The 2,839-nt window shown below is 34.1% G+C and carries 5 protein-coding genes; 1 reads left to right on the top strand and 4 read right to left on the bottom strand.

Features of this window, described 5'->3' with window-relative positions:
* The first annotated feature begins 102 nt into the window (after positions 1 to 102).
* Positions 103 to 1,068 carry an Rpn family recombination-promoting nuclease/putative transposase gene (locus tag ACODS7_RS31635; RefSeq protein WP_078185719.1) on the top strand — a complete coding sequence of 322 codons (966 nt, stop codon included), beginning with the start codon at positions 103 to 105 and terminating at the stop codon, positions 1,066 to 1,068.
* 44 nt (positions 1,069 to 1,112) lie between these two features.
* On the opposite strand, the gene ACODS7_RS31630 is transcribed toward ACODS7_RS31635, so the two are convergent.
* The 4 genes from ACODS7_RS31630 to ACODS7_RS31615 all read right to left on the bottom strand — a co-directional run bounded on the left by ACODS7_RS31630 (position 1,113) and on the right by ACODS7_RS31615 (position 2,754).
* The gene (locus ACODS7_RS31630; protein ID WP_243169406.1) at positions 1,113 to 1,400 is read right to left on the bottom strand and encodes a hypothetical protein; all 288 of its coding nucleotides are present in this window, start codon (positions 1,398 to 1,400) and stop codon (positions 1,113 to 1,115) included.
* A 178-nt stretch (positions 1,401 to 1,578) separates the two neighbouring features.
* The gene (locus ACODS7_RS31625; RefSeq protein WP_134208736.1) at positions 1,579 to 1,914 is read right to left on the bottom strand and encodes a hypothetical protein; all 336 of its coding nucleotides are present in this window, start codon (positions 1,912 to 1,914) and stop codon (positions 1,579 to 1,581) included.
* A gap of 149 nt (positions 1,915 to 2,063) precedes the next feature.
* Positions 2,064 to 2,285 carry a hypothetical protein gene (locus tag ACODS7_RS31620; protein ID WP_078185722.1) on the bottom strand — a complete coding sequence of 74 codons (222 nt, stop codon included), beginning with the start codon at positions 2,283 to 2,285 and terminating at the stop codon, positions 2,064 to 2,066.
* A gap of 118 nt (positions 2,286 to 2,403) precedes the next feature.
* Positions 2,404 to 2,754 carry a DUF4046 domain-containing protein gene (locus tag ACODS7_RS31615; protein WP_243169407.1) on the bottom strand — a complete coding sequence of 117 codons (351 nt, stop codon included), beginning with the start codon at positions 2,752 to 2,754 and terminating at the stop codon, positions 2,404 to 2,406.
* Positions 2,755 to 2,839 lie beyond the last annotated feature (85 nt).

The raw sequence follows: 2,839 nt of genomic DNA, 5'->3' as shown, positions 1-2,839 counted from the left end.
CCTTCCTCCGCTACAATAGATATATACTTTCTTTGCCCATTCCCCCGAAAAAGGGGAATAACAAAAAAGACAGAATATGAAATAAGAAAGGTGACTCACTCTATGAATCAACCTTTAGTGAATTTACGAGTGGATTTTGCTTTTAAACAATTATTTGGTGTACAAGGACAAGAGGAATTATTGATTTCTTTTTTAAATGCAATCTTGCATGAATCCTTATCTATACCGATAGTATCGCTAAAAATTGAAGACCCACACCTCCATAAAGAATACGAAGAAGATAAATTATCCATACTAGATATATTAGCGACACTTCAAGATGAAACAAAAGTTAATATTGAAATTCAGTTGCGAAATACACAAGAAATTGTGAAACGCTCCCTGTATTATTGGAGTAAGTTATATACATCCCAATTAGAGCAGGGGATGCCTTACCGCTCTTTGCGAAAAACGATTGCCATCAATCTATTAGATTTTAAGCTCTTTCCTCATTATGATGATATGCATACAGTCGGAGAATTTTGGAGCAGGCAACAGAAGGAAGTGTTACTTGAAGACCTAGAAATACATTTCATCGAGATTCCAAAGCTAGTAAGACAATGGAGAGAAGAAAAAATTAATCCGTGGGAAAATGAATTCGCTCGTTGGTTACTTTTACTACCAGCGCACGAAGATGAACATTTAACCCACACGTTGGAGGATATAGCCATGAAACAAGATCCAATGTTACAGAAGGCAATCCACAAATGGGAAAATATGAGTCAGAGTAGCTCTTTCCGTCTCGCATATGAAGCACGTGAAAAAGTATTATTTGATGAACAAGCAAAATTAGCACATGCTCGTGAGGTTGGTATAGAAGAAGGAATGGAAAAAGGGAAGCAAGTTGGAAAAGAAGAAGGGCTTCAAGAGGGTATAGCAAAAGGAATGGAAAAAGGAAAAGAAGTTGGCATTCAAGAAGGGAAAATCCAACTAATTCAGGGCATGCATAAAAACGGAATGGATATAGAAGATATTGCAAAGTTTACGAGTATGGACCTGTCGGATATACGTCATATTTTGGGACAATAACAAGTAGGCATCCCTACATGAGATGCCTACTTGTTATTGTCTGATTATTCAGGGAATTTTGTTTGTATTTCTCTCCTGCTAAACAAGCGATTGTACTGTTCCTGTATACTTTGGAGTTGTAAACTTAGTCCTTTTGCCATTGGTGCCATCTTGAGGTCTTGTTGTAAGATGAGCAATAACTGGGACACTTTTATAAGCATCTCGTGAATCTCATATGCTTCTTCTATCAAACCGTCTATATAAACCTGATGAAGAATAGACTCAATTCTGCCCATTTTTCCATCAATTTCTTGTAACAATTGTGCAGAATTACCAGACCATGACTTGTCCACGTATAATCCCTCTCCTGTCTTCGATATCTATTTGCATCCAATTTACTGATAGTTTTCATGTTACTATGGAAAAATAGAAAAGGAAATCTGGAAATTCAAATGATACACTTCTTCTGTTACATTCTTTTCAATTGTTTTTATAATTGAAATTTATATATGTATTACTATTCTTGTAAGTTTAGTGGTATATGGTATAAGCATTCCGAATTTCTATTAAAATATCAGCAATTCGTTTGCCATTTTTCAAAATCACGTGATTTTTTGTATACTCGTCTATACATTGTCCTAATTCTTGATTGAACATGACTTCTATTTCACCGTTTTCTCGCATGTTACTCGTTAATAAGGTCGGCTCTTTACTTAACAAGCAATACAATTGTAAGGTTTCAGCCAATACTGTCACTAATGGTCTCAATAGAATATCATGGTGTGGAAGCATATCAGCAGCAATTTGTTTATTTAAAACAAATTGAATGCCATTTTCTTTTACATCAAATCGATATAAGAAAATCATATACACATAGCACACCCTTTTCATATGATGTGTGAAGATATAAGAGAGAATAAGAATCGTATACTGTTGTATCATCCGCTCATTCCCTCGACTGAATAAAAGAATGGTCTATATTCATTATATATCAGGGGAAGTCACTATTCAATTTGTTATTTCATTTTAGCTGGATATTTCCAATCTGGCTTATCTTTTTTATCAGGTTTTATGTTTGTTTTTTGTTTTGGTTTCTTTTGCTCCACTTTGTTCTTCACTTGATTTTGTTGTTCGAATATATCTAATTTTGTTTGCATTTGTTCCACTTGTTCTTTTACTTCCTTAAGTTCCAACTTAATTTCTGATAGCAATCTTAAAATGGCATCGCCTTTATTCATAACAACCACCTTACTTCAGAAGATGAGTATTTTCTCAATGTATAATAGAACGAATTTTCTGTTTAATTTGGTATAATAAAGAAGAATAATTGCCATTATTCCCTTTTCAAAGGATGGACTATACCAATAGTCTGTTCTTTTTTTGATGCTTGTATCCTTTTAACATATGTTTAGAAAATCGATTCGGATATAATGCATGTAACATATCATACGGACTGCTTCCCCAAAACTTATCACAAGGGTACTTCAATCCTTGCTGTTTGATCCATTTTCCCGTATATATTTGTAGCAATGTTTCCTCCGTTAATTTTACCTTTTCTTCAATCGTCCATCGTAAAGCTTCTAACGCATTCTTTTCTGTCCAAAAATTATAAGGAGATACTGAGAATTCCCATCTCTTAAACCGCCCTGGATACAAAGAATTTAACATAATAAATGGATTATTACTCCAAAATTTATGTAATGGCACAGATAATTTCTGATTTTTAATCCACCTAGCGGCTTAATCACAGGGTTCTTGCTGTAGACCGCAAAGTAGCAAAATCTTAAGAATT

This window comes from Bacillus sp. FG16, assembly GCF_057809515.1.
This window is presented reverse-complemented; position numbering and strand designations above follow the sequence as displayed.

What these genes read in the sequence shown, in the direction of transcription:
- ACODS7_RS31620 (WP_078185722.1), bottom strand. Translation starts at nt 2,285, where the DNA reads ATGAATAAAGGCGATGCCATTTTAAGATTGCTATCAGAAATTAAGTTG.
- ACODS7_RS31625 (WP_134208736.1), bottom strand. Translation starts at nt 1,914, where the DNA reads ATGATTTTCTTATATCGATTTGATGTAAAAGAAAATGGCATTCAATTT.
- ACODS7_RS31635 (WP_078185719.1), top strand. Translation starts at nt 103, where the DNA reads ATGAATCAACCTTTAGTGAATTTACGAGTGGATTTTGCTTTTAAACAA.